Here is an 18,122-nt window from a genome sequence, read left to right on the forward strand (position 1 = left end):
GAAAATACATGAATGAGCAAAATCAATTTGACTGGGTCGATTTTTATAGGGAATTTGCAGTAAAGCTATTGGCTTATAAAAATAAAAGAGGAGAGCTGGTAGAAAAGGTAAGGACCATCTATACCATGACAGGGATCAATATGCCGACCTTGGAAAAGGACAATGACCTTGTGGACATTGATCCCTTTACTGTATTTGGACTTTTTAACAAGAAGATAACAGAGGACAACCGGATTAAGATTATACAGTCAATAGCAAGCTTGTTTGACGTCAAAACACAGGTTCCGACATCCTTTGACAGTCTTCCAGTTCTTAGTCCCCAGAATGCGACCTTCTATTATTTTATAGACCAAAGAGGTCAAGAGGATATTGACGACTTGTGGGACTTATTTGCATCCGCCTTGGCCTATGCAGAGGCCTCAACAGACCAAAATCGAGAGATTTTTTCCCGTTACTTTGACCTGGTAATGAATAAAAAAGGGAGTGGGAACAGTAAAATTACCATGGCCCTGTATTGGATATCGCCAGATACATTTTTGAATTTAGATAGGCGCAATAGGTGGTATATCTATGAATCTGGCAAGCTGCCGGATAGTTTTGTAGAGACACTTCCCGAAATTCAGCCCAAGCTTCCTGCTAGCAAATACTTTAAAATTACAGAGGCCGTAAGGTCCTATTTACAAAGTGAAGGAAGCGCCCTAAAGGACTTTAAAGAACTTTCCTTTCAAGCCTGGATGCATTCAGAAAAAGTAAACCAACAAAATAAGGTGGAAGAGGGTAAGAAAACCTCTAAGGCTGCATTTTTACGCTGGTTTGCTCCCTTAATTCAGGCCCTTCGTGATTTGGGTGGATCTGCATCTCCGGCTGAAGCCAGAGAAAAAATCATCGAAAATGAAGGCCTGTCAGCTGAAGAAGTCAGTGAAAAAATAGGGAAAAACAAGGTAAATAAATTTGCAAATGAAGTAGCCTTTGCGCGGAATTATCTTGCAAATGCAGGCTATATTGATCGTAGCCTTCATGGAGTATGGACCTTAACGGAAAAAGGAAAGACGGTCAATATGACAAGGGAATTGGCCTCAGATATATTTAAAAATGTCTTGTCATCGAACTTGGAAAAAAGAGCGGATGAGTCCACTGCCTTGGCAGACCAGGATGTTCACACTGTTCGCTATTGGATCTATGCTCCAGGCAAAGGGTCATGCAGGTGGGAGGAGTTTTATGATGAAGGCATTATGGCCATTGGTTGGGGAGAAATAGGGGACCTCACTCAGTTTGAAAGCAAGGATGCCATGAAGGCCAAAATGAAGGAAATGTTTGATGAAAATCTAACCTATAAAAACTCAGCCCACCTAACCTGGCAATTTGCAAATGAAATGAAAATTGGGGATATTGTCTTTGTGAAAAAGGGAATGCACCAGCTGATTGGCCGGGGTGTGGTGATGTCCGACTATGAATTTGACGCCAGTAGAGAAGATGATTTTAAAAACATTCGTCAAGTGGATTGGACCCACATTGGGGAGTGGCCCCATCCCGGACAGGCAGTAACAAAGACTCTTACGGATATCACCCCCTATACAGACTATGTGGAAAAACTCAATGCCATCTTTGAAGATGAATCTGAAGAAGACCTTGAAGAAGTCGAAAAGATTTATCCGACCTATACGAAAGAAAACTTTTTGTCAGAGGTCTATATGTCGGAAGAAGAATATGACAAACTAGCTGGCATTTTACACATCAAGAAGAATGTTGTTTTACAGGGAGCTCCAGGCGTGGGCAAGACCTTTGCGGCTAAGAGGCTAGCCTTTTCTATGATGGGAGTGAAAGATGTAGAAAGGGTTATGATGGTCCAGTTTCATCAAAGCTATTCCTATGAGGACTTTATCATGGGATTTAGACCTTCCACCAATGGATTTGAGCTGAAAAGAGGGGCCTTTTATAACTTCTGTAAAAAAGCAGAAATTGATGAAGACAAGGACTATTTCTTTATCATCGATGAAATTAACCGGGGCAATTTAAGTAAAATATTTGGCGAATTGTTTATGCTTATTGAAAATGACAAGAGGGGGATACCCTTGCAACTCTTGTATGCCGATGAAAAATTTTCTGTTCCCAAGAATGTTCATATGATAGGCATGATGAACACAGCAGACCGCAGTCTGGCTATGCTGGACTATGCCTTGAGAAGGAGGTTTGCTTTCTTTGAAATCAAGCCGGGCTTTACAACGGATGGATTTAAAAAATACGCAGCTGGCCTAGAAAATGAGAAATTCGATAAACTCATTGCATGTGTAGAGAGCTTAAACGAGGTTATTTCTGAAGATGAATCCCTAGGAGAGGGGTTCTGTATTGGCCATAGCTACTTTTGTAACTTGTCGCCATCTACCTTGGATGACCTGGTCCTGTCTGGCATTGTCGAATATGAATTGATCCCACTTCTGAAAGAGTATTGGTTTGATGAGCCAACAAGGGTAAAAACATGGGCCAGCAATTTAAGGAGCGCTCTTAAGTGATACCAGTTCAAAACGTCTATTACATGCTTTCCTATGCCTTTAAAGTTCTCAACCAACAAGGATACAAGAAAATCGCCAGTGAAGAGTTTAAGAACACTGCAGATCTGATGGCAGCGATCTTGGCCAAGGGTATCGCTAGTCAGTTGAAACGGGGACTTGAAAAAGACTACCTAGCGAAAACAGAAGAAGTTTCCTCTGTTAGGGGGAAAATCGACATTACACAGACCCTAAAGACCAACAGCATGCTCAGGAAAAAGTTGGTATGCTCATACGATGATTTTTCTGAAAACAACACCATGAATCGCATCATCAAGTCAACGGCCCAACTCCTTCTTAAGGGGGACATAGCAAAAACTAGGAAAAAAGAAATCCGCAAGTTAATGGTTTATTTTGCAAATGTAAGGCCCATCAACCTATATAGGGTCAATTGGAACCTACAATACAATCAAAACAACCAGACCTACCAGATGCTGATTTCCCTATGCTATTTGGTCGTAAAGGGTCTGCTTCATACAAATGCCAATGGCACAAGTAAGCTCATGGACTTTCTTGATGAGCAGAGGATGTACAGGTTGTATGAACGGTTTATATTGGAATACTATAAAAGACATTATCCGGACTTATCTCCTAAGGCCTCACAGATCCCTTGGGCATTGGATGATGGGGAGGACCACATGCTCCCAATCATGCAGAGTGACATCCATCTTGAGAGAGGGAATACAGTGCTCATCATCGACGCCAAATACTATGAAAGATCGACCCAGACCCAGTTCAATAAACACAGCCTACACTCCAGCAACCTCTACCAGATATTTACCTATGTGAAAAATCGCCAATACCAATTTGGCGATGAGGAGACCACAGTTTCGGGGATGCTCCTATATGCCAAGACGGATGCCTTGATACAACCCGACAACGTCTACCAAATGCATGGGAACCAAATAAGCGCAAGAACTTTAGATTTGAATCTATCCTTTGAAGAGATTGCCAACCAGCTGGATAGGATAGCCCAAGATCACTTTACCAGTATAAGAAAAATTTAATTTGAAGCCAGGCAACAAGGGTGGTATGATATTTATGATAACATATATCAATTGGAGGTTAGGATGTTTAAGAGATTTTTTGAAAATGTCATCAAGCCAAAAGACAATTTTGGCGGTCGGATGATGTTAAAAAGGATGAATAAGGGCCATGAAAAGTTGGCCGGTTGGGGCAGGTCTTTTTTGCAAGTCAACCCCGGGGACCGGGTCCTGGACCTGGGCTGTGGCGGTGGACGCAATATTGAATACTTCCTGTCCAAAACGGACCGGGTTTACGGCCTGGACTATTCTAAAACCAGTGTAGAAGTGGCAAGTAACCTGAATAAGGAGGCCATAAGGGATGGACGCTGTCAAATTCAGGAGGGCAATGCAAAAAAGATCCCCTTTGCTGACGGGTCCATGGACCTGGTTACGGCCTTTGAAACCATCTATTTTTGGAAGCCCTTGGATGAGTGTTTCCGGGAAATATACCGGGTCTTGAAAGAGGATGGGCAATTTTTCATCTGCAATGAAGCCGCCTCTCCAGACCAGGAAAACATCAAAAAATGGGTAGACATGCTAAAGTTTGAAGTTTATTCGCCAGAAGACCTGACGATTCGGCTGTCCAAGATTGGCTTTAGCTGCCAATACCATGTGGACAAAAAGGGGCAATTGGCCTTTTTGGCCCGGAAACAGGGGAAAAAATAAAATCAACAAGGGTCCGGCCCAGACCAAGGGGCTGGTAAAAGTTAAGAAAACGGCTTAGGAGGTTGCCTGGGCCGTTTTTCCTATATAAGGGGCGGAAGTGAAAATTTCTCATAAGGAGAAAGAAGGGGTATAATAGTCCTGAAAAGGAATTTTGGGGCCGGCACCAAGACGGTCCCTGGGAAGGACGAATCTGCAAGAGGTAAAAAATGGAAAATTTTGAAGCAATAAACAAGCTGCTAGTGAAGTGGCGGTCTAAATTTTTGGACCCGGACATCCAGCCGGAAGATCTCCTGGACTCTTCATTTGGAGATGACTTGCGAGACCTGGGCTTTAAAATGGATTGTGGCCAAGGATTTTGTGGACAATATGGCCGGGAGGCCTTTGCCTACGAGGGTTTAAAAGAGGTCCTGGAAGAGATTGATGACCTGGCCTTGCTAGGGGCGGGTATTTTTTCGCAATGGCGATATTTTCAGCATTGGGCCTATGAACCGGAGTCAATCTTGCAAGAGGAAAACCGCATGTGGTTTGTCCTGGCCCTGGACCGTTTGTCCTTGCTGGCCAGGCGCGATTCCTTTATCTTTCAAGGGTCTGTGAAAAAAATCCGCCTGGTATCCAATAGTATTTGCTTTGAGACCATGCCGGATCCTGAGGACGAAGTAGTCCAATCCCTGCTTATCCATTCCGATGGGAGGGTTTATTTTTCGGCCTATACATTTGGCCAGGGTGGAGGGGTCTATAAACCAGGGCGGAAAGACCGGTTTAAAATCCAAGAAACCACTGCAAAAAGCCTACTTTCTGCCCTAGGAGCCTATTTCGGCAAGGCCTATGGAAAATTGTTAGTAACCGATATTGGCACTTGGGATATAAGCCTGACAGACAGCCTGGGTAAGACCTATTCCTATAGGGGGTCTCTTTCCAGGGACTTTGATGACCAGCTGGCCGACCTGTCGGACCGTGTACGGGACAGCTTGGGCCGGGATGACCTCTATGTCTTTGACGGAGAGGGAAGAATTTGTAGATAGAAGCCTCTTGAATGGGTTCAAATGGCCGGGGCACTCATTTTATGGCTGAAAAAACCTCAAAGAATATGGCAAAAATACGGGATATATTGTATGATTAATTTAACGAAATATAAGAGTAAAAGGAGATTGAGATATGGAAATAGGCATTGACTTAGGAACCACCAATTCATGTGTGGCATATATTGACCAAGATGGCAACCCACAAATCATCCCCAATGATGAAGGGGGCCGGACTACGCCTTCTGTGATTTTTTTTGAAGAGGACCGGGTCATTGTGGGCAACCAGGCCAAGGAGGAGGCCCTGATTAATCCGGAAGATACCGTTTCTTATATAAAAAGGCATATGGGAGACAAGGATTTTAAGTATGCCAGAAAGGATGGGCAAATTTTTTCCCCCGAGGACTTGTCGGCCATTATCTTGAAAAAGCTCAAGAAAATCGCAGAGGATTATCTGGGCCAAGAGGTGGATGCGGCGGTCATTACGGTTCCGGCCTATTTCAACGATGCTCAGAGAAAGGCCACCCAAGATGCGGCCAATATTGCCGGGCTCAAGGTCTTGAAGATCATCAACGAGCCCACAGCGGCGGCCTTGGCCTATGGGGTTGGCAAGGAAACGGGCGACCAAACCATTATGATCTACGACCTGGGAGGAGGCACTTTTGATGTGGTCATAATGCGGCTAGAAGAAGGGGAACTTCGAGTTTTAGCCACCAATGGCAATAGGCAGTTGGGGGGCTTTGACTTTGACAATGCTCTTTTGTCCTATGTCATTGACTATCTGGAAGAAAAGTATGACCTGGATGTCTATGAGGACCCCTATATCATTGAAGACCTCCGTGAAAGGGTGGAGGATGCCAAAAAGGCCCTGTCCAACAAGACCAAGACCAATATTATTATCAATGCTGGCGGAGTTCGGGACCGGCTGGAAATTTCCCAGGACCTCTTTAATTCCATGATTGCCGATGATGTCCAAAGGACTTGTGACATGATGACCTTTACCCTGGAAGATGCCGGCCTGGACTGGACGGATATCGACAAGACCATCTTTGTAGGAGGGTCCTCCAGGATTAGCCTGGTCCGCCAAAAAGTGGAAGACCTGGTGGGGAAAAAGCCCTCTTTTGAACTCAATCCCGATGAAGTGGTGGCCATTGGGGCTGCCATCCAAGCCTCTATCCTGGCCGGGGAGGGTGGACCAGATCAGAACTTAACCGGCACCAAGATTATCGATGTCAACTCCCACTCCCTGGGATTTGCCGCCCATAACGATCAAAATGTCTTGATGAACTCCATCATGATTGAAAAAAACACCCCCCTACCGGCGGAGGCCACCAACTCCTTCTACCTACTCAATGAAAACCAACAGGCTCTCAACATCAAAATTTGTGAAGGAGAGGACCAAGACATCAACTATGTCACCATCATCTCCGACACCACAATCCAGCTGCCGGAATCCCCGAGGCAGGAAAGGGCTGAAGTCCAAGTTACCTATTCCTATGACGCCGACGGCATCATCCACGTGGATGTCTTTGACGTCACCACGGGAACCCTTATGCGGGCTGTGGACCTAGAAAGGCCCTCCAACCTAACCAAGCAGGAAATTCTTGAAAAGAAAAATACCATATCCCACCTAGAGATCGATTAATTCCCCCAAAGGAGAAGATATGAAAAACTACTTTGCACTCTACCAAGTCAATCCCAATGCATCCGCCCAAGAGCTGAGCGACTTTTTTAAAAAAGAATTGCGCAAGTGGACCATGCGAGCCAATGCTCCCAAAAAAGAAATTCGAGACGAGGCGGAAGCCAAGGTTAAAGAAATTTCAGAGGCCCTGGACCATTTTAAAGACGAAGCCAGCAAGGCCGCCTACCTAAAAGCCTTGAACCTAAACAACCAGCCCCAGCAACAGACTCCACCTCCCCAGCCCCGTCCCCAAGTAAACCCCCAACCCAATACCAATCAAATGGTGGATAACCTAATCCGACAAGCCCAAAGCTTCAAGGGGGTCAACGATGCCCAAGCCGTCAACCTCTTGACCCAGGCCATCAATTTAAATCCCAGATCTAGAGCTGCCTGGCTAAGCCTGGGAACCCAATACCTGAGCATGTACAAGGTTGGGCCCCAAGGGGTGGAAGTCAACCTTAACCGGGAGGGGGAAAATGCCTACCGGAAGGTTTTTGAATTCAGCCCCAGGGATATCCTGGCTTCCTTAAACCTCTTTAACTACTACCGGAATTGGAACCGACGGGACCAGCAAAAGCAGATGTTTGACATCTTTTATCCCCAAATCAAGGACAAAAGCTCCAAGGCGGCCTTCCTCTATCGGGGGCTTATGAGCCTGGACCAAGGCAACTATGAAGATGCCGTAAATTGCCTGGAAGAGGTCTACAAGCAAGGCCCCGAAGTCAGGGAAATGACCTTTGAAACCCTGGGAGACCCTCCAAGTGTCTATACCGATGTCTACTACAATGTCAAACGCAACCTGGCCCGGGCCTACCGGGGACGAGCTGAAGACTTTAAAGTCTATGGTGAACTCATTAGCCCGGAAGATGCGGATTCCTATATCTACTACATGACCAAGGCCAAGCAAGTAGAAAGCAGGGACACGGATACAGCTAACATTGAGAGTGCTCAAAGGTTAAAGACCAAGAAAGAATTCAACAAGCTCAAGGTCTTTGGCCTGGCGTTTTTGGCCTGGGCACTTAGCGAGACCTTACTTATAGGCATTATCCTGGGAGTCTTCCTCTACATCACCGACGCCAAACCCGGTTATATAAGGAATCGCAAGAACCTCTACAAGGCCCATCCCGACCTCAAGGGCATCCAGTCCAGGGCAGACTTTGATGCCAAAAGACTTGGGAATCGGTCATAGGAGGCAGGCTTATGAATTTTGATGCCACAGACAAGCTGGAATCCATCCTGGAAGAAAGGCTCCAATCTACTAGCCTGGACTCTTTTTTAAACTTTATCAAGAAAAAAGAAGAGGAAGAAGGCCCCCTGGAGGTCTTTTCCTACTACCGGGCCAGGGCCTTTTACCAATATGGAGGGAAAAAAGACGCCCTGGAAATCCTCCTAGGAAGACAAAATAAGTCAGCTAGATCCTACCTCCTCTTGGCAGAGATTTACTACCAAGACCAAAAAGAGGATTCCCTGGAATCCACCCGAGAAATTGTGGAAAACCTCTATCCTGGCAGCCAGGAATTTAAGAAGATTAACTTTATGAACCTCCTCTTAAAAAAGGACTACCAAGGCCTAAAAGACCTGGTAGATACCTATCCCGACAAGGGTTTTGAACTCTTAAAAATCACCTACTACACCAGGTTGGGAGACCTGGACCGGGCTAAAAAGCTATCCAGAAAAATCCTTTTAAAAAGCCCCAACTCCAAAGAAGCCCAGGAAGCCAAACGGCTCTTGCAAGAGTCCAGACTGGCAGACCACCAGTCCCAGGAAAAGGAAGCTGGCCTGGAAGAGAGCCTGAAAAAGCTGGACGACCTCATTGGCCTGGAGGGGGTTAAAAGAGAAATTCGAAAGATTGTCGGCCAGGTCCAATTTGAAAAAAACCGGGAGCAGGCCGGAATCATCAACGAAAATAAACAATCCTACCATATGGCCTTTTATGGAAACCCGGGAACGGGAAAAACCACTGTGGCCCGGCTCTTGGGGGATATTTTCAAGAGCCTGGGCATCCTGGAAAAGGGCCACTTAGTCGAAGTGGACCGGTCGGACCTGGTGGTGGGCTATATTGGCCAAACAGCCACCAAGACCCAGGAAACCATTGAAGAAGCCCTGGGTGGGGTCCTCTTTATTGACGAGGCCTATTCCCTGGCCAGGGGTGGTGACCAAGACTTTGGCTCCGAAGCCATTGACACCCTGGTCAAGGCCATGGAAGACAAGCGAGACCAGCTTATTGTCATCCTGGCGGGCTATACCGACGAAATGCGGGACCTTTTAAAGAAAAATCCCGGCCTCAAGTCCAGGATCAACATCGAAATCGACTTTGAAGACTATAGCAATGAGGAGCTTTTGCAAATTGCCAACTATACAGCGGAAAAAAATCAATTTGTCCTGACTCAAGAGGGGCAAAAGGCCTTTATGAAAAAAATTTCCCAAGAAAAAGACCAGGAATTTTTTGCCAACGGTCGGGCGGCCAGAAACATCATCGAAGCCGCCATCCGGGAAAAGGCCCTGAAAATCGGCAATAAAAAGGTCAGCCGGGAAGAATTAACCAGGCTGGATGCCGGGGACTTCGGCCTGGACCTTAAGGCCCTGGAAGCAGACAACATCGAGGCTGCCTTGGAAGAGCTTAACTCCCTGGTGGGCCTAGAATCAGTGAAAAACCAGGTCCAAGCCATCAAGGACCGGGCCCTTTTCAACCAACTCTTGGAAGAAAAAGGCATGACAGCTCCGGCCCTTTCCTACCACATGGCCTTTACCGGCAACCCGGGAACGGGAAAAACCACTGTGGCTAGAATTTTGGGTAAGATCTTTAAAAACCTGGGCATTAGCTCTTCGGACAAGTTTGTGGAAGCGGACCGGTCTGCCCTGGTAGGGTCCTATATTGGTCAAACAGCGCCCAAGACCCTGGACGTTTGTAAGTCAGCCTATGGGGGCATCCTCTTTATTGACGAGGCCTATTCCCTGGCCGATGGGGGGTCAAATGACTTCGGCAAGGAAGCCCTGGCCACCCTGATCCAGGAAATGGAAAACAACCGGGACAAGCTTATCGTCATCCTGGCCGGCTATAGCCATGAAATGGGCCGGCTCTTTGACCTCAACCCGGGCCTCAAATCCCGGGTGGGAACCATCATCGAATTTCCCGACTACAATGTCCATGACCTGGTGGAAATCTTTAATGGGACAGCCAAAAAGGCCTCATACCACCTGGAAGAGGACGCCCAAGACCTGGTTAGGGATTACTTTGAAGATTTGGTCCAAAACAAGGACAGAAACTTTGGAAATGGACGGGAAGCCCGGGCCTTTTTTGAAAAACTCACCAGCACCCAGGCTTCCAGAGTGGTCCAAACCAGACCCGACGATATCTTTGCCATTAGCAAAGAAGATGTCCTCAAGACCCTGGGAGGCCGCTAATGGACAAACTTTTCTTTCTCATCAACTATGGGATCCAAAACATCCTTTTGGGCCTAAATATCTTGCTCTTTGCCCTCTATGGCTACGATAAACTCAAGGCCTCTGTCCATGGCTGGAGGATTTCGGAAAAGACCCTCCTTCTCATGGGGGCCCTGGGTGGCGGACTGGGAGGCTTTATCGGTATGTTCATCTTCCGTCACAAGACTCGGAAGTCCTATTTCTATATCGCTAACCTCATTGGCTGCGTCCTGGCCTCTATTCTCTTGGACTAGGACTTGAATAGCTTACAAGAATTTTCGAAAAAAGATAAAAATATAAGATTGAAAAGCCCTGGGTATGAACTGACCCCCAAAGGTTGGATTTTTTGGTCCAACTTTTGGAGGTCAGTGCATACGCCGGTGGTTTTTTTGCAAAAAAACACCTGCTGAGGATGAACTCTCATCCCTAGCAGGTTGTTTTACTTTCCACTAATCTTCTTTTTTCTTTCGAACCACATAGAAGCCGAAGCTGGACATACTGGCCAGGGCTAGGTAAATTCCTATGCCTGGGTCATAGGTCTGGGGTGCTCCTCCACGAGGTGGACTTGGCTTTTTCGGAGGCACGACTGGAATGACTGGAGGTTCTTCCGGGACTTCCGGTGGTGTTTCCGGCGGAACCGGTGGAACTTCCGGAGGTGTTTCTGGAGGGGTTCCAGGTGGTGTTTCTGGTGGCGGTGTCGGTGGTTTAGAAGTATTCTTCACATGGACAGTTAAAATTTCTGTTAACTTGATGTCCTTGGCATATTTAATAATATACCGACCGTCTTTTTGCTTTTCGATTTTGATAAAGGCCTTGATATTGTCTAAATTAAATTCTAGATCCTTATCTTCGTCAGAAAGTGTAAAGACTTCATACCGGTAATTTCCCTTTTCTAAGACCTTTTTAAGTTCAGAAGTCATATAGTTCAGGGTCATTTCCTTGCCATCCTTGTCCTTGCCGGTTACCTTTAAGCCGGATTTTTCCGTCTTAATGTCACCGGTAAAGCCTGGAATTTCCACTTCTTTAATGGAATAGCCCTTGTAGCGAAGAGTCCCTTTTAGATTTTCCAGGACCTTCTTCCAATCTTCTTCCTTAGTGATTTTAATTTCTTGGGTCTTCCCATCTGCGTCCGTTAAAATGACAGTAATTTCATTGGGAATTTGATTGCTTCCTGCAATCCATTTTTTCAGAATCTCGATCTCGTGGGTGGGGCCGTAGTGGTTTTCCACCTTGATTTGATATTTTCCATCTTCACAATAGGGATCGATGAACGTCGTCGTCTCGTGGTAACCGTAAGGTGTGGGCTCTACTTTTTTAGCGATAAACAAATCGGCATAGGGAACGCCGTTGATGACCAGTCTCGGAAGATAGAGAGCGTAGTCTCCGCTTTCATCTTTCCTGAGATAGAAGTTGTACTCGTCCATATTCGTTTCATTGGTGATGACGTCGTAGTATTTCACCGGAATGGACTGACCGTAGGTTTTGAGTGGAAACTCCTTAAACACGACGTAATCTTTCATATTTGTGAACGTCCTACCCAAAGACTCATCATATTGCGCCGTGAAGGTAAATTCTTGGGTGTCCACCTTTTCGCCGTCGAGATAGAGATTCAGTTTGACGCCTCGATAGGTCCCGTCCGCATTTTTGTAAACATAGCCTTTAAAGTGTCCCCCTGTCGAGGCTGATTCGTTTTCAGCCATGCCTTCTTCGCGATAATCATACGCATAGCCGATACGAATCTTGAATTTATCCTCTTTCTTAATAAATTCCGGTGCAAAGATGTCCGAGTCTTCCTCAAGGGTGTATTTGCCGGCGGACAATGCCTTGGGATCTAATTTCTCAAAGCTGCCTTCCCAGTTGTCTTTTGCCGTAAGGGTGAGCTTTTTGTAAATGGGATGGCCCTTGTCGTCGTATCCCTCCACAATGCGCTTGCCGTCCAAGAGAAGGTAGAGGTCGATGGCGTCGGGTCGGTCTTCTTCTTTAATGTTTGTCCAACTTTTCTTAACGTCTAATTTTGAATAGGGATAGTTGGTCAGGGTAAAGCTGTGGGTCTTCGGCTCCGGTTTGTAGTCTGCTTGCGTATCTAACTGAAGAGCGGAGAAGCCATCACCATAATAACCATAGGTCCACAAGTAGGGAACTTCTAGCGTTAATGTGCCATCTTTATTTTCCGTTAAGACAAAGGCATAGCCGCGATTTTTATTGTGATAGCCTTTAATATGCTGCCATCCTTCATACTCCGTAAATTTACGATCTTCACCATAATATTTAGTTTCTGAAACTTTTTTGAGTAGCAATGGATGGGAAAAAGTTGTCTTGCCTGTTCCCGGTGCATTCTCATCTTCATGGACAGTTGTTTTGCCGATGCGTGTCAAAACTTGTTTCTCCGCATCATAGAGATAGAAGTACAGATCTTTATCTTGCCTATCAAAAGCTTTGTCATACGTTTGATTGTATTTTCTGGTGATTTCCAGTACGCCGGCCGGGATAGCTTTCTCTTCAATCGGTTTTTCTTCTTCATACTTTACGATGAAGTCGTCCCCTTGTTCGACGACCAAGTACTTATAGCCTTTTTCTTCCAATTCCTTTGCCGTAAAGGGAAGGCCCTTGTCCATTTGATAAGCGCTGTCGGGCAAACCGATGTCGGAAAAATCTTTGATTCCAAGCTTCTTCAGAATTTCCTCTTTATTGGCCCCGTTAAAGTAATTGGTGTCAAACCGGCTGTGCCAATTGTTTTTTTCACTCAGGGTGATTTCGCCGTATTTGAAAAGAGAATTGTCCTTGCCGTAATTGGCCTTGACGTATTTTTCGTCTTTATCCAGAGGGACGATGAAGAGATCCGCCTTGATCTCTTTCGGGATGTCCTTTTTATCGATTCGTTCGTTCCATTTTTTATTGATCTCGATGGCGTAATCGCCTTCGTCCTTCGGCGTGGTGATATTGGCATTGGAACCGACGCCACCGCCGTTGTTGGCGATATTGCCCAAGACAAAGGTCTTGGCGTTTTTCCAAGCTTCTTTTATAAGCGCTTCACTATAAATGGCCTTCAAGTGAGTGACCAGTCTATGGTAGGAGAGGCGCTCGGGAATGTCCACGCCCTTATCTTTACTTGGGCCGTCTTCCATGAACTTAATGATGTTCTTGTCTTTTGTCACCGGAGAGATGTGGGAATAAAATTCGCCTTCAAGATTCGTCTTGTTTAGTAGGAAATACCATGTTTTTTCGGAAAAAGTAATATCTTTTCCATAGCTTCCAGAATCATTGTTGTAGACATAGACGCTGTGGCCGTCGCCAATGTGGACAAAGCCTGTGGGGCAGTTCCAAAGGCCACCGCCATTGCTGCCACCGAGAATACTGGATGTCACTCCGCCTTTTGCTTTGTTTTCCGTAATCAGAATGTCTTCCAGCTTTTGCGTAATGGGTGGAAAGGAAATGTAAACACCTCCGCCGAATTGGCCGGCCTTGTTGTCCAAAATCATGGTCTTGCCAAACTTGACGTCATTGGAGTCCACATAAATGCCGCCGCCGGATGAAAGGGCTCTGTTTTTGTAGATCAAGCCACCATCAATTATTGCTTCAGCCTTGTTTGTTTTTATGAAATTCTCGTAGTTGGTGTTTACGGTCGCTTTTTCCGCCCCCAAGATATTGCTCGGGCTGCCGATATATTGGGAAGAGATCCCGATGCCACCGCCGGTGTTAAAGGATTTGTTCCCGGCAATAATGCCGTCGGTGATGGTGATCTTCGATGCGGGGAAGCCGTTGAGCCCACCGCCCATTTGGAAGCGGGTGGCGGAAAGATTGTTGGCGATGATGCCGCCTTTAATTATAACTTCAGCAGGCTTTCCATTGGATCCCCAAAGGCTTCCGGCGAAGACGCCGCCTGTCAGGCCGCCGTGATTGTTGTCGATGAGGCCGTTGGTCATGGTGAATGTGCCACCCGGTTGGACGAAAACGGCGCCGGCCGCATAGGGGCGAGTATAGTCTTGATCGATTTGTTCGAAGGACGTATTCTTAGAAATCCGTCCCCCTTCCATGGTAAATTTTCCGCCGGAGTTGACGCGAATGGGGCCGGTGTAGCCGTGTCTGTTATAGGAATTCATAATGACGGCATTTTTCATCACGAGCTCGCCGTTCACATCGATGACGGCGCCCTTGTTATCAAAGGCGGTTCGTGCCACGTCCCCGTTGCCGTCAATATAGACGGCAGAATCTTCCGTGCCGAGGGTCAGCTTGCCGAAGACGTAAAACAGCGTGTCATTGACAAAGTCCTCCGCTCTTTTTATGATGGTGTCATTTTTATCTTCGGAAGGGAGCGGATTCTCTTTAAGATCGGATTTTTTCAATGCCTCTTCGCCGCGGCGTCTGCCTTCTTCGATGACCTCTCGTTGCTTGGCTTCGCCTTGGTCGGCATGATCGGCCGGCTGGTCGATGGGCTTCCAAGCGTCTTCTTTTCGCTTATTATCGGCCGTTAATATAATATCTTGGTCCTTGCCAATGGTTAAGGCTTCCGTTAATGTAAAACTCTCCATAATTTTAATGGTGGTTTTTTCATTACCGGCATCTGCAATAGCCTTTTTTAACTCTTCAAAACTTTTAACTTCAATCGTTTTTTGAGAATTCCCTGCTCCGGCACCAAGGGCCATCGGTTCTTTTGCCAGGGATTCAACTTCTAAGCGGTCTCCTTCTTTTAAGACCTCAGACTTTTTGGATTCTTCATCCAAGGAGGAGTTCGCCTTTTCAGCATCTTTACCGGCATCCAAGGCCTTATTTTCTTCTACTTTTTCTTCTGAAGCCTCAAGCTTTCCAGAATCTTTGGCCGGATCTTGGGCTTCGGGCTTGCTAGAAGCGTCCTCAGGATTGGCCTCATCCTTTGGGTTTTTAGGAAGTGCTTGGGCTGGAGAAGCTTCCACTGGTTGATTCTTAGAATCTTGGGGAGCTTGGGGCTCTGTTGCCAAGTCTTCCTTGGGGGCCTCTGTTAGAGGGGCACTTGCAGGCTGAGCCTCCTGAACTTTGGAAGGGGTTTGCTTTTCCTCAACAGGTTTTCCTTCTGAAATTTTGGAGCTTTCCTGGGAAGTACTCGCTGCAGCTGGCCTGTCTGCTTTTTCTTTGCTCATCTCTGTCTTTGTTTCAGTTTGTGCCGAAGCTTCTTTCGCATAAACATCGGACCTAGCTGAGAACAAGCCAAAGATAAGGGTCAGTAAAAGCAGGACAAATAATGTGTTTTTATGGTTCATTATCGACTCCTTTCTAAATTAAAGTAAAAATGTATACTTTTAAGAATAAAAACTTAATTTATTTAAAAATATAATTTTAATCTAGTATACACCAAATAATTGTAATTTACTAGTTTTATAGAAAGTTTATATAGATTAGGAGTTTATATAGATGGTTCAAAAGAAAATTCTTAGATAAGCTTAAAAAACAGAGGACTATGCACCTGGAGACCTCATGGATCCTCTGCTGAACAGTTTATAAAAGCCGAGAAAAATAGTAGAATAAAAGCAATCAATTGCCCATGAACAAGAGAAACAGACAAGATACTCAAGGAGGTGGAAGGAATGGAAAGTAATCGAAAAAAGGCCATTCTCTATGCTGGCCTTCTTATAAATTTTTATCTGTTACCCGTCCTGATCAGGGACACAGGAAGTGGCATACTTGTTTTACTCCTTCTCATGCCGGCCCTGACCCTTGTTCTTTCCTATGTCTATGGCCATTCCCTTTGGCTTTTTCGCGATTTACGGAGATGGAAACCTGAGGACCATGGGACTCTATGGTCTTATGGTGGTAGTCCTTGGCTTCTTCACCTGGGCATCCATCAAGATGGAAGCCATCCCCCTGGTCTTTCTAGGGACCGGCCTAGGCTGCCTGTCCTCCCTTGTGGCCCTAAGGCTTTCCCAGTTGGGAGACATGGGAGAGTATTTTAAGCCCTTTACATCCAGGTCCCTGGTTTTTGTGATTTATGGAGCCGTGGTGGTCATCCAGGCCCTGTGGGTTTTGACCAACAAGGGAAAGAAGGGCTGAGCTTAAAGGCCTGGAAGAAGGACTCCCTTATGAAAAACCTAGACCGGATTTTAAAATTTAAGGGGACTTGTATAGTTTAACCAAGGTTGGGTATAGGATAAATAAGAATATTTAAATCAAAATTTTAAATAATAAAGAAACTTTGGTTTGCCATGGTCTAGGGACCTAGTCCGCTAGGAGAAGATAAGGGAGGAAAAATGGAATTAAAGGATTTTAAGAAGATAGAACAAGAGAAAATTGAAAAAGGGCTTTCTACAGCCGAAATCACGGACAGGGAAGCACGGGCCTTTTTTGAAAGACTCACCAGCACCCAGGCTTCCAGAGTGGTCCAAACCAGACCCGACGACATCTTTGCCATTAGCAAGGAAGATGTCCTCAAGACCCTGGGAGGCTGCTAATGGATAAACTTTTCTTTCTCATCAACTATGGGATCCAAAACATCCTTTTGGGCCTCAATATCCTACTCTTTGCCCTCTATGGCTACGACAAACTCAAGGCCTCTGTCCATGGTTGGAGGATTTCGGAAAAGACCCTCCTTCTCATGGGGGCCCTGGGTGGTGGCCTGGGAGGCTTTATCGGCATGTTCCTCTTCCGGCATAAAACCCGCAAGTCCTATTTCTATATCGCCAACCTCATTGGCTGCGTCCTGGCCTCTCTTCTCTTGGACTAGGCCGGGACAAAATCATAAACAAGGCAGGGAGCCGGAAAGATACACCGGCCCTTGCCTTATTTTTTACCCAAAAGACATTGACAGGAGAAAAAGCCGGCAGTAAAATAGTTCTAAATAGAACAAAAAGGAGGCAAAAAATGCACTTTTGGGACCAACACAAACCCGTCATGGCCTACTACGAATCCTTGACCAAGGCCGTTTGGGAAAAATACCACTTGAGACAGATGGACTACGACAACCTCATGTTTCTCTACAACAACCCCCAATACAAGACAGCGGCAGACATTGTCCGCCTCCGGAGGTCCACCAAGTCCCATGTGTCCACTTCCTTAAAGGCCCTGGAGGCCCAAGGCTTTATTGAGAAAAAACCAAGGCCCGGCAACAAAAAGACCGTTGAAATCTTCCTCCTGGCTCCAGCCCGGGACCTGGTCCGGGAGGGGCTGCAAGTCCAAAGGCAATTCATGGCCAGCCTCCTGGAGGGCCTGACCCCGGAAGAGATAAAAAGCTTCCAAGAGGTCTTTAGCAAGGTTTGCGCCAATGCCCAAAGACATTTGCAGGATGAAAAAAGGGGGAAGCAAGATGTTTAAAGTAAAAGCCAGAAGTCTTTTAATCATTGCAGGCCTGGTCTGGTTCGTGGCCGGCTTTAACGTGGCTAGGATTGGCATCCTATCCTACCAGGGCCTGGAGGCCAAAAGCTTCCTCTACCCCCTGTCCATCCTGGTTTTTGTCATCTTTAGCCGGATTTTTTACAAGATGACCTGCAAACACATCCGAAGAATCTTAGGCTACGGGGAAGACCGCCCCTTTTGGCACTTTTTTGACCAAAAATCCTACCTCATCATGGCCTGTATGATGGGAGGGGGCCTAGGCCTCAGAGGCCTGGGAGTCCTGCCCCAAGGCTTTATTGCCTTTTTCTACACCGGCCTGGGATCGGCCCTGGCCCTGGCCGGCCTGGTCTTTATCCAAAATTACATCCAATCCGGCCAGACCCGGCAAGAAGAAGCCTAAGCTGAAAAGCGATTAAGACAAAGCCCCTAGGGGCTTTTTTTCTTGGCCTGAAAGGATAGTTAA

Annotated in this window: 14 protein-coding genes; 13 read left to right on the forward strand and 1 reads right to left on the reverse strand. The window is 46.2% G+C overall.

Going from position 1 to position 18,122, the window contains the following annotated elements:
- The first annotated feature begins 8 nt into the window (after positions 1–8).
- The 8 genes from BQ7400_RS08420 (at position 9) to BQ7400_RS08455 (ending at position 10,614) form a co-directional block, all read left to right on the forward strand.
- Positions 9–2,510: an AAA family ATPase gene (locus tag BQ7400_RS08420; protein ID WP_072470143.1), complete on the forward strand. Its 2,502-nt coding sequence runs from the start codon at positions 9–11 to the stop codon at positions 2,508–2,510.
- On the forward strand, positions 2,507–3,553 hold the full coding sequence (mcrC, locus tag BQ7400_RS08425) for a 5-methylcytosine-specific restriction endonuclease system specificity protein McrC (RefSeq protein WP_072470144.1): 1,047 nt from the start codon (positions 2,507–2,509) through the stop codon (positions 3,551–3,553). The genes BQ7400_RS08420 and mcrC overlap by 4 nt, the downstream gene beginning before the upstream one ends.
- 63 nt (positions 3,554–3,616) lie before the next feature.
- Positions 3,617–4,237, forward strand: coding sequence for a class I SAM-dependent methyltransferase (locus tag BQ7400_RS08430; RefSeq protein ID WP_072470145.1), 621 nt, complete (start codon positions 3,617–3,619; stop codon positions 4,235–4,237).
- Between the two features lie 206 nt (positions 4,238–4,443).
- The gene (locus tag BQ7400_RS08435) at positions 4,444–5,259 is read left to right on the forward strand and encodes a hypothetical protein (RefSeq protein ID WP_072470146.1); all 816 of its coding nucleotides are present in this window, start codon (positions 4,444–4,446) and stop codon (positions 5,257–5,259) included.
- A gap of 133 nt (positions 5,260–5,392) precedes the next feature.
- The gene (locus BQ7400_RS08440) at positions 5,393–6,901 is read left to right on the forward strand and encodes an Hsp70 family protein (protein WP_072470147.1); all 1,509 of its coding nucleotides are present in this window, start codon (positions 5,393–5,395) and stop codon (positions 6,899–6,901) included.
- 19 nt (positions 6,902–6,920) lie between these two features.
- A complete protein-coding gene (locus tag BQ7400_RS08445; RefSeq protein ID WP_072470148.1) occupies positions 6,921–8,126 on the forward strand; it encodes a hypothetical protein in 1,206 nt (401 codons plus the stop codon).
- 11 nt (positions 8,127–8,137) lie between these two features.
- A complete protein-coding gene (locus tag BQ7400_RS08450; protein ID WP_072470149.1) occupies positions 8,138–10,342 on the forward strand; it encodes an AAA family ATPase in 2,205 nt (734 codons plus the stop codon).
- Positions 10,342–10,614: a DUF1294 domain-containing protein gene (locus BQ7400_RS08455; protein ID WP_072470150.1), complete on the forward strand. Its 273-nt coding sequence runs from the start codon at positions 10,342–10,344 to the stop codon at positions 10,612–10,614. The genes BQ7400_RS08450 and BQ7400_RS08455 overlap by 1 nt, the downstream gene beginning before the upstream one ends.
- Positions 10,615–10,809: 195 nt before the next feature.
- On the opposite strand, the gene BQ7400_RS08460 is transcribed toward BQ7400_RS08455, so the two are convergent.
- Entirely contained in the window at positions 10,810–15,594 is a 4,785-nt protein-coding gene (locus BQ7400_RS08460; RefSeq protein WP_072470151.1) for a Cna B-type domain-containing protein, read from the reverse strand.
- Between the two features lie 466 nt (positions 15,595–16,060).
- On the opposite strand from BQ7400_RS08460, the gene BQ7400_RS08465 reads away from it, so the two are divergent.
- The 5 genes from BQ7400_RS08465 to BQ7400_RS08485 all read left to right on the forward strand — a co-directional run bounded on the left by BQ7400_RS08465 (position 16,061) and on the right by BQ7400_RS08485 (position 18,059).
- The gene (locus BQ7400_RS08465; RefSeq protein WP_144019931.1) at positions 16,061–16,381 is read left to right on the forward strand and encodes a hypothetical protein; all 321 of its coding nucleotides are present in this window, start codon (positions 16,061–16,063) and stop codon (positions 16,379–16,381) included.
- A 197-nt stretch (positions 16,382–16,578) separates the two neighbouring features.
- Complete coding sequence (locus tag BQ7400_RS08470) at positions 16,579–16,779, forward strand: hypothetical protein (protein ID WP_072470153.1); 201 nt, start codon at positions 16,579–16,581, stop codon at positions 16,777–16,779.
- Positions 16,779–17,051 (forward strand): DUF1294 domain-containing protein, encoded by a 273-nt coding sequence (locus BQ7400_RS08475; protein ID WP_072470154.1) that lies wholly within the window; start codon positions 16,779–16,781, stop codon positions 17,049–17,051. The genes BQ7400_RS08470 and BQ7400_RS08475 overlap by 1 nt, the downstream gene beginning before the upstream one ends.
- A 137-nt stretch (positions 17,052–17,188) precedes the next feature.
- The gene (locus tag BQ7400_RS08480; RefSeq protein WP_072470155.1) at positions 17,189–17,638 is read left to right on the forward strand and encodes a MarR family winged helix-turn-helix transcriptional regulator; all 450 of its coding nucleotides are present in this window, start codon (positions 17,189–17,191) and stop codon (positions 17,636–17,638) included.
- On the forward strand, positions 17,631–18,059 hold the full coding sequence (locus tag BQ7400_RS08485) for a hypothetical protein (protein WP_072470156.1): 429 nt from the start codon (positions 17,631–17,633) through the stop codon (positions 18,057–18,059). The genes BQ7400_RS08480 and BQ7400_RS08485 overlap by 8 nt, the downstream gene beginning before the upstream one ends.
- Positions 18,060–18,122: the final 63 nt, after the last annotated feature.

The organism is Urinicoccus massiliensis (genome assembly GCF_900120405.1).
Lineage (GTDB): Bacteria > Bacillota > Clostridia > Tissierellales > Peptoniphilaceae > Urinicoccus > Urinicoccus massiliensis.

Excerpts from the sequence above, each read along its gene's own strand:
- BQ7400_RS08465 (WP_144019931.1), top strand. The coding sequence starts at position 16,061 with ATGTCTATGGCCATTCCCTTTGGCTTTTTCGCGATTTACGGAGATGGA.
- BQ7400_RS08430 (WP_072470145.1), top strand. The coding sequence starts at position 3,617 with ATGTTTAAGAGATTTTTTGAAAATGTCATCAAGCCAAAAGACAATTTT.
- BQ7400_RS08470 (WP_072470153.1), top strand. The coding sequence starts at position 16,579 with ATGGAATTAAAGGATTTTAAGAAGATAGAACAAGAGAAAATTGAAAAA.
- BQ7400_RS08455 (WP_072470150.1), top strand. The coding sequence starts at position 10,342 with ATGGACAAACTTTTCTTTCTCATCAACTATGGGATCCAAAACATCCTT.
- BQ7400_RS08445 (WP_072470148.1), top strand. The coding sequence starts at position 6,921 with ATGAAAAACTACTTTGCACTCTACCAAGTCAATCCCAATGCATCCGCC.
- BQ7400_RS08480 (WP_072470155.1), top strand. The coding sequence starts at position 17,189 with ATGCACTTTTGGGACCAACACAAACCCGTCATGGCCTACTACGAATCC.
- BQ7400_RS08420 (WP_072470143.1), top strand. The coding sequence starts at position 9 with ATGAATGAGCAAAATCAATTTGACTGGGTCGATTTTTATAGGGAATTT.
- BQ7400_RS08475 (WP_072470154.1), top strand. The coding sequence starts at position 16,779 with ATGGATAAACTTTTCTTTCTCATCAACTATGGGATCCAAAACATCCTT.
- BQ7400_RS08485 (WP_072470156.1), top strand. The coding sequence starts at position 17,631 with ATGTTTAAAGTAAAAGCCAGAAGTCTTTTAATCATTGCAGGCCTGGTC.
- BQ7400_RS08440 (WP_072470147.1), top strand. The coding sequence starts at position 5,393 with ATGGAAATAGGCATTGACTTAGGAACCACCAATTCATGTGTGGCATAT.
- BQ7400_RS08435 (WP_072470146.1), top strand. The coding sequence starts at position 4,444 with ATGGAAAATTTTGAAGCAATAAACAAGCTGCTAGTGAAGTGGCGGTCT.
- BQ7400_RS08460 (WP_072470151.1), bottom strand. The coding sequence starts at position 15,594 with ATGAACCATAAAAACACATTATTTGTCCTGCTTTTACTGACCCTTATC.
- BQ7400_RS08450 (WP_072470149.1), top strand. The coding sequence starts at position 8,138 with ATGAATTTTGATGCCACAGACAAGCTGGAATCCATCCTGGAAGAAAGG.